This is a genomic window from Pantoea conspicua, from assembly GCF_002095315.1.
Lineage (GTDB): Bacteria > Pseudomonadota > Gammaproteobacteria > Enterobacterales > Enterobacteriaceae > Pantoea > Pantoea conspicua.
The window spans coordinates 1-8,026 of sequence record NZ_MLFN01000084.1; the positions used below are offsets into that span (position 1 = coordinate 1).

At 61.7% G+C, this 8,026-nt stretch carries 2 protein-coding genes and 2 pseudogenes; all 4 read left to right on the top strand.

All coding sequences use genetic code 11. The features are described 5' to 3' along the window. Nucleotides 1-1,037: efflux RND transporter periplasmic adaptor subunit (locus tag HA41_RS18855; RefSeq protein WP_143807373.1), on the top strand; the 1,037-nt coding region annotated here is incomplete at its 5' end. After that, nucleotides 1,034-4,215, top strand: a pseudogene (locus tag HA41_RS18860) (multidrug efflux RND transporter permease subunit). The gene HA41_RS18855 and the pseudogene HA41_RS18860, both read left to right, overlap by 4 nt. Beyond that, on the top strand, nt 4,212-7,313 hold the full coding sequence (locus tag HA41_RS18865; protein ID WP_094122039.1) for a multidrug efflux RND transporter permease subunit: 3,102 nt from the start codon (nt 4,212-4,214) through the stop codon (nt 7,311-7,313). The pseudogene HA41_RS18860 and the gene HA41_RS18865 overlap by 4 nt, the downstream one beginning before the upstream one ends. A 3-nt stretch (nt 7,314-7,316) precedes the next feature. Next, a pseudogene (locus HA41_RS18870) lies at nt 7,317-8,026 on the top strand (TolC family protein); the annotation flags it as partial.

Sequence of the window (8,026 nt, forward strand, 5' to 3'; positions counted from 1 at the left end):
CGCGGGTACACAGTGGCGTCGCGACCCGCGGCGATGTACCGGTCTGGCTGAATGCGCTGGGCACGGTGATCCCCAACGCCAGCGTAACGGTCACCAGCCGGGTCGATGGTCAGCTACAGCAGGTTTTCTTCACCGAAGGTCAGAAGGTCAGCGCGGGTCAGCTGCTGGCGCAGATCGATCCGCGCAGCTACCAGGCGACGCTGAATCAGTATCAGGGCGAACTTAATCAGAACCAGGCGCTGCTGAAAAGCGCCGAACTGACGCTGGCACGCTACCGCAAGCTGGCGGCGCAGGACTCGCTGTCGCGCCAGGATCTGGATAGCCAGATCGCCACGGTAGGGCAGTATCGCGGTGCCGTGGCCGCCGATCAGGCGCAGATCGCCAGCGCGAAGCTGAGTATCGAATATGCCCGCATCACCGCGCCGATCGCTGGCCGGGTTGGCCTGCGTCAGGTCGACCCGGGCAACATGGTACAGACCTCCAGCAGTACCGGCCTGGTGACCATCACCCAGATGCAGCCCGCCGCCGTCACCTTCAGCGTGCCGCAGAGCGAAATCCCGACGCTGATGAGCGCCCTGCATCAGGGCCAGAGCCTGCCCGCTACACTTTTTGACCAGGATAACCAGCATCTGCTCACCAATGGCGAGGTGAAGTACATCAGCAACCAGATCGATACCGCCACCGGCAGCGTCGAGCTGAAAGCCATTTTCGCCAACCAGGATGAGTCGCTGTTTGCCAACCAGTTCGTCAACCTGCGGCTGCAGACCCGGGTGCTGAAAGGGGTGACGGTGATCCCGGCGCAGGCGCTGCAGTTAAGCAGCGACGGCAGCTTTGTCTTCGTCATCAATCAGGATAACAGCGTCACGCGTAAAGCGGTCACCACCGGTCCGGTGGTTGACGATGATCACCAGGCGATCCTCAGCGGCGTCGCACCGGGCGATCGGCTGGTTACCGAAGGCATCGATCGGCTGACCAACGGCAGCAAGGTCACGCTGGCGGATGAGACGCCTGCACCGGCAAGCGCTGAAGCCAAATGAATCCGTCACGGCTGTTTATTCTGCGTCCGGTCGCCACCATCCTGTTGATGGTCGGCGTGCTGATTGCCGGCATTTTTGCCTATAAATTTCTCTCCACCTCGCGCTGCCGCAGGTTGATTATCCGACCATTCAGGTCACCACGCTCTATCCCGGTGCCAGTCCGGATGTAATGGCGTCGTCGGTGACCGCGCCGCTGGAGCGGCAGCTGGGTCAGATGGCCGGGCTGAGTCAGATGACCTCCGCCAGCGCCAGCGGCTCGTCGGTGATTACGCTGAAATTCAGTCTCGAACTGTCGCTGGACGTCGCCGGGCAGGAGGTGCAGGCTGCGATTAATGCCGCCGATAGCCTGCTGCCTGACGATCTGCCCAATCCGCCGACCTATAAAAAGGTTAATCCGGCGGACAGCGCGGTGATTACGCTGGCGGCCAGTTCCGACACCCTGCCGCTGACCCAGGTGCAGGATCTGGTCAATACCCGGGTGGCGCTCAAGCTGTCGCAGATTTCCGGCGTCGGGATGGTGACGCTGGCGGGCGGACATCAGCCGGCAATTCGGGTACAGATCAACCCGAAGGCACTTGCTGCCCATAATCTGACGCTGGAAGCGGTCAACACGCTGATTGGCAACAGCAACGTCAACGGCTCCAAAGGCGGCTTTGACGGCAAATATCATTCGGTGACCATCGATGCCAACGATCAGCTGCGCACCGCCGCGGAGTACGGCAACCTGATCCTCAGCTATGAGAATGGCGCCGCGCTGCGGCTCAGGGATATCGCCCACATTGAGCAGGGACCGGAGAACAGTTTCCAGTCGGCGTGGGCCAACAATCAGCCAGCGATTGTGATTAACGTGCAGCGTCAGCCCGGCGCTAACGTGATTCAGGTGGTGGACAACATCAAGGCGCAGCTGCCGGTGCTGCAGGCGGCGCTGCCGGATGGGGTGAAGATGACTATCCTCTCCGATCGTACCCAGACCATTCGCGCCTCGATCAGCGACGTGCAGTTTGAACTGATGCTGTCGATTGCGCTGGTGGTGATGGTGACGTTCCTGTTCCTGCGCAACGTGGCGGCGACGCTGATCCCCAGCGTGGCGGTGCCGCTGTCGCTGATTGGGACCTTCGGCGTGATGTATCTGGCGGGCTTCAGCCTCAACAACCTGTCGCTGATGGCGCTGACCATCGCCACCGGTTTTGTCATCGACGATGCGATTGTGGTGGTCGAGAACATCTCCCGGCGGCTGGAGCAGGGCGAATCCCCGCTGGAAGCGGCGTTGAAAGGGTCACAGCAGATTGGTTTTACCATCATCTCGCTGACCTTTTCGCTGATTGCGGTGCTGATCCCGCTGCTGTTTATGGGCGATGTGGTCGGGCGGCTGTTCCGCGAGTTTGCCATCACCCTGGCAGTGGCGATTCTGGTGTCGATGGTGGTATCGCTGACCCTGACGCCGATGCTGTGCGCTTATCTGCTGCGCCATATTCCGCCAGAGCGGCAGTCCACTTTTGCCCGCAAAGGCGGCGTGCTGTTTGATCGCCTGATTGGCGGCTATGACCGGCTGCTGACGGTGGTGCTGAACCACCAGAAACTGACGCTGCTGCTGGCGCTGGCGACGGTAGCCCTGACCGCACTGCTCTATCTGGTGGTGCCGAAGGGCTTCTTCCCGACCCAGGATACCGGCCTGATTCAGGGGGTGACCGTCGCGTCGCAGGATGTCTCCTTCAGCGCGATGGCCACCCGGCAGCAGGCGCTGTCGGCACTGATCATGAAAAACCCGGCGGTGGAAAGCGTCTCCTCGATCATCGGCATTGATGGCACCAACAGCAGCCTTAACAGTGGCCGCCTGCAGATCAACCTCAAGCCGTTTGCCTCGCGTGACGTCAAGGCGGATGAGGTGATTAAACAACTGCAGCAGGCCACCGCCGGTGTGACCGGGATTCAGCTCTATCTGCAACCGGCGCAGGATCTGACGGTTAACGATCAGGTCTCACCGAGCCAGTATCAGTTCACACTCGACGACGCCGACAGCGAGAATCTGGTGAAATGGTCGCCTGCGCTGGTGGCGGCCCTGCAGCAGCGGCCAGAGTTTAACGGCGTGGTGAGCAACCTGCAGGATCAGGGACGCGTCGCCTTTGTGGAGCTGAACCGCGACAAAGCGGCGCGCTACGGCATCACGGCGGCGGACGTGGACACTGCGCTTTACAACGCCTTCGGTCAGCGGCTGGTGTCGACCATCTACACCCAGTCGAATCAGTATCGGGTGGTGCTGGAAGTCGCGCCCGCCTGGCAGCAGGGTCCGGCATCGTTTGATGATCTCTATCTGCAACCGTCCGACAGCACGGACAGCAGCACAACAACCTCCGGCAGCAGCACAACTTCGACCACCAGCTCCACCAGCACCACGGCTGGCAGCGGGATGGTAAAACTGACCTCGATTGCCACCATCCACCCGCGCACTGGTTCACTAATGCACATGCGGCTGAACCAGTTTCCGGCGGTGATGATCTCCTTCAACCTCAATCCCGGCTATTCGCTGGAGCAGGGGCAGCAGGCGATCGCGGCAGTGCGGCAGCAGCTTGCGCTGCCGCAGAGCATGACGCTGCGCTATCAGGGCGAAACCTCAGCGTTCCAGAGCGCCACCAGCAACACCCTGTGGCTGATTCTGGCGGCGCTGATCACCATGTATGTGGTGCTCGGCATTCTGTATGAAAGTTTTATTCACCCGGTCACTATCCTCTCGACGCTGCCGTCGGCGGCAGTCGGGGCGCTGCTGACGCTGCTGCTGGCCGGCACCGAGTTCAGCCTGATTGCGCTGATCGGCGTCATCCTGCTGATCGGCATCGTCAAGAAGAACGCGATTATGATGATCGACTTCGCGCTGGAGGCGGAACATCAGCAGCACCTCAGCCCGCGGGAGGCGATCCACCAGGCCTGTCTGCTGCGCTTCCGGCCGATTCTGATGACCACCATGGCGGCGCTGCTCGGCGCACTGCCGCTGATGCTGGCGTCCGGCTCCGGCGCAGAGTTGCGTCAGCCGCTGGGGCTGGTCATTGTCGGTGGGCTGATTGTCAGCCAGGTGCTGACGCTGTTTTCCACGCCGGTGATCTACCTGTGGTTTGATGGGCTGGCGCAGCGCGGTAGTCGCTGGGTGAAACGCCGTCAGCAGCAGGCGCGGAGCGGACAATGAACCTGACCCGGCTGTTTATCTTCCGCCCGGTGGCGACGCTGCTGCTGACGCTGGCGATTCTGCTGCTCGGTATACTCGGCTATCGGCTGCTGCCAGTCGCGCCGCTGCCGCAGGTCGATTTCCCGACCATCATGGTCAGCGCCAGCCTGGCCGGTGCCAGCCCGGAAACCATGGCGGCGACCGTCGCCACGCCGCTGGAGCGTTCACTCGGACAGATTGCCGGTATCACCGAGATGACCTCCAGCAGCTCGCAGGGTTCCAGCAGCATCATTCTGCAGTTTGAGCTGGACCGCGATATCAACGGCGCGGCGCGTGACGTACAGGCGGCGATCAACGCGGCACGCAGCCTGCTGCCGAGCGCGATGGCGTCGCTGCCGACCTACCGTAAAGCCAACCCGTCAGACGCGCCGATTGTGATGCTGGCGCTGACTTCCGCCACCCGCACGCCCGGCGAGCTCTATGATCTGGCCGAGAGCAAAATCGAACAGGCGATGGGGCAGGTCAACGGCGTCGGTGAAGTCTCACTGATGGGCAGCGCCTTACCGGCGGTGCGGATTGATCTGCAACCGCTGAAGCTGACCCACTACGGCATCTCGCTGGATACGGTGCGCAGCGCGGTGGCCAACAGCACCACCAATCTGCCGAAAGGGATGCTGCAGGGCAGCGGAGAGTCCTGGCTGGTCGACAGCAACGGACAGCTGGATAAGGCGGCCAGCTATCGCGATCTGATCGTCAGCTACCAGCAGGGCAAAGCGGTGCGGCTGCACGATGTCGCCACGGTTTACGACTCGGTGGAAGATCGCTATCAGGCTGGTTTTCTCAATGCCACACCGGCGGTGATGATCGGCATCAAGCGTCAGGCGGGCGCCAATATGCTCGACACCATCGACGCCATTAAAGCGCAGTTGCCGCAGCTGGAAAAAGATCTGCCGGCGGATACGCAACTGCGCATCGTCGTCGACCGATCGCCAGGCGTGCGCGCCTCGCTGTATGACACCGAAGAGACGCTGCTGATCGCGGTCCTGCTGGTGATCGCGGTGGTGTTTGTCTTCCTGCGCAATCTGCAGGCAGTGATCATTCCGGCACTGGCGTTGCCGGTGTCGCTGATCGGCACCTGCGCGGTGATGTATCTGCTCGGCTACAGCCTCGATAACCTGTCGCTGATGGCGCTGATTATCGCCACCGGCTTTGTGGTTGATGATGCGATTGTGGTGCTGGAGAACATTACCCGCCACATTGAGCGCGGGCTGAGTCCGCTGCGGGCGGCGCTGCGTGGCGCGCAGGAGGTGAGTTTCACCGTGCTGTCGATGACCATCTCCCTGATCGCGGTGTTCATTCCGATCCTGCTGATGGGCAGCATCGTCGGACGGCTGTTCCGCGAATTTGCCGTTACCCTCACTGTGTCACTGGTGATTTCGCTGTTTGTCTCCCTCAGCCTGACCCCGATGCTCTGTGCCCGGCTGCTGAAACCGAAACCCCCGGTCAGCCAGCGGCCGCATCCGCTCTACCAGGCGATTGAGAACCTGCTGAATCGTCTGCTGGCTGCCTATTCGCGCGGGCTGGCGTGGGTGATGCGTCATCAGAAACTGACGCTGCTCAGCCTGCTGCTGACCGTGCTGCTCAACCTGTTTCTCTATTCGGTGGTGCAGAAGGGCTTCTTTCCGAATCAGGATACCGGGCTGTTGATGGGCGCACTGCGCGCCGACCAGAACATCTCATTCCAGGCGATGAAGCCGAAGATGCTGATGTTTACCAAAATCATCGAGGCCGACCCGGCGGTAGAGAGCGTGATGTCGTCGATGGGCAGCGGGATGTTCGGCGCACGCAACAGCGCCAACTTCTTTGTCCGGCTGAAAGATTTCGATCAGCGTGACGCCACCGCTACCGAAGTGGCCAACCGGCTGAGCCGCAAAACCAGCCAGATCCCCGGCGCGCAGATGTTCCTGATGGCGGCGCAGGATCTGCACATTGGCGGACGCAGCGCCAACGCCACCTACCAGTACAGCTTACAGGCTGACGATCTCGATCTGCTGCGTAGCTGGACGCCGAAAGTGCAGGCGGCACTGGCAGCGATCCCGCAGCTCAACAGCGTCGACTCCGATTCGCAGACCGGCGGCCAGGAAGTCGAGCTGACCATCGATCGTGACCGCGCTACCCGGCTTGGAGTGAATGTGCAGATGCTGGATACGTTACTGAATAACGCCTTCAGCCAGCGGCAGATCGCCACGCTCTATCACACCCTGAATCAGTATCACGTGGTGATGTCGTTGCAGGATAGCGACACCGTCAACCCGTCGATGCTGCAACAGCTCTATGTGATTAACGACAGCGGCGATCGGATTCCGCTGTCGGCCTTTACCCGCTTTAGCGGTGGCAACGCGCCGCTTGCCGTGACGCATCAGGGCCAGTCCGCCACCAGCACCGTGGCTTTTAACCTCAATGATGGCGTCTCGCTGGAGCAGGCGCAGGGGTTGATCAAGCAGGCGATGGCGAAGCTGGGCCTGCCCGCCACCCTCCAGGCCGGTTTTGCCGGGACGGCAGCGGCCTTTTCTCAGCTCACTGCCACCATGCCGTGGCTGATTCTGGCGGCGCTGGCGGCGGTCTATATCGTGCTCGGCGTACTGTATGAGAGCTATATCCATCCGCTGACCATTCTGTCGACGCTGCCGTCAGCGGGCGTCGGCGCGCTGTTACTGTTGCTGCTGACCAACACCCAGCTGACGGTGATCGCGCTGATTGGCATCATCCTGCTAATCGGCATCGTGAAAAAGAACGCCATCATGATGATCGACTTCGCCATCAGCGCCGAAAGAGAGCAGGGCATGACGCCGCAACAGGCGATTACTCAGGCCTGTCTGATGCGCTTCCGGCCGATCATGATGACCACGCTGGCGGCCTTTTTTGGTGCCTTACCGCTGGCGCTGGGCAGCGGCGGCGATGCCGATCTGCGCAGTCCGCTCGGTATCGCCATCGCCGGTGGTCTGGCGCTCAGCCAGCTGCTGACCCTGTTCACCACCCCGGTGATTTATCTGTGGCTCGATCGTCTGAGCCGTGCCACCCAACGTCAATGGCGTCGTCTGCGCCATGCGGAATCCTGATTGATGAAACCCGTTATCCCGCTTGTTCTGCTGCTGCTGAGCGGCTGTACTGTTGGTCCCGACTACCAGCGTCCCGCGATGGCGATGCCGGTTCACTATAAAGAGGCCAAAGGCTGGCAGCCCGCAACGCCGCTGGATCAGCAGAGCAAAGGCGAATGGTGGGCGGTCTATCACGACGCCACCCTGAGCGGGCTGCTTAGCCAGGTGAGCATCTCGAACCAGAACGTCGCGAATTATGCGGCGCAGTACCGTCAGGCGCAGGCGCTGGCGAGTGAATCACGCGCCGCGCTGTTTCCGTCACTGGGCTACGATAGCAGCGTGACGCGCAGCGGCAGTCACGTCACTACGGGCAGTACCCGCACCACCAGCAGCAGCCATCAGGCGGAACTCAGCGCCAGCTGGGAGCTGGATCTGTGGGGCAAACTGCGACGGACGCTGGAAGAGAACCGCGCCAGCGCGGCGGCCAGCGCCGCGGAACTGGCCAATATCACCCTGAGCGCCCAGTCTGAACTGGCGCAGGACTATTTCCAGCTGCGGTTTATGGACCAGAAAATTGCGCTCTATCAGCAGAGCGTAGAGGCTTATCAGCGCTACCTGAAGGTGATCACGAACCAGTATCAGGCTGGCACTGCGTCACTCGCCACCAGGCGCAGGCGCAGATGCAGCTGGAGAGTGCCAGCGCCTCGGCGCAGGATTACCAGTGGCAGCGCGCC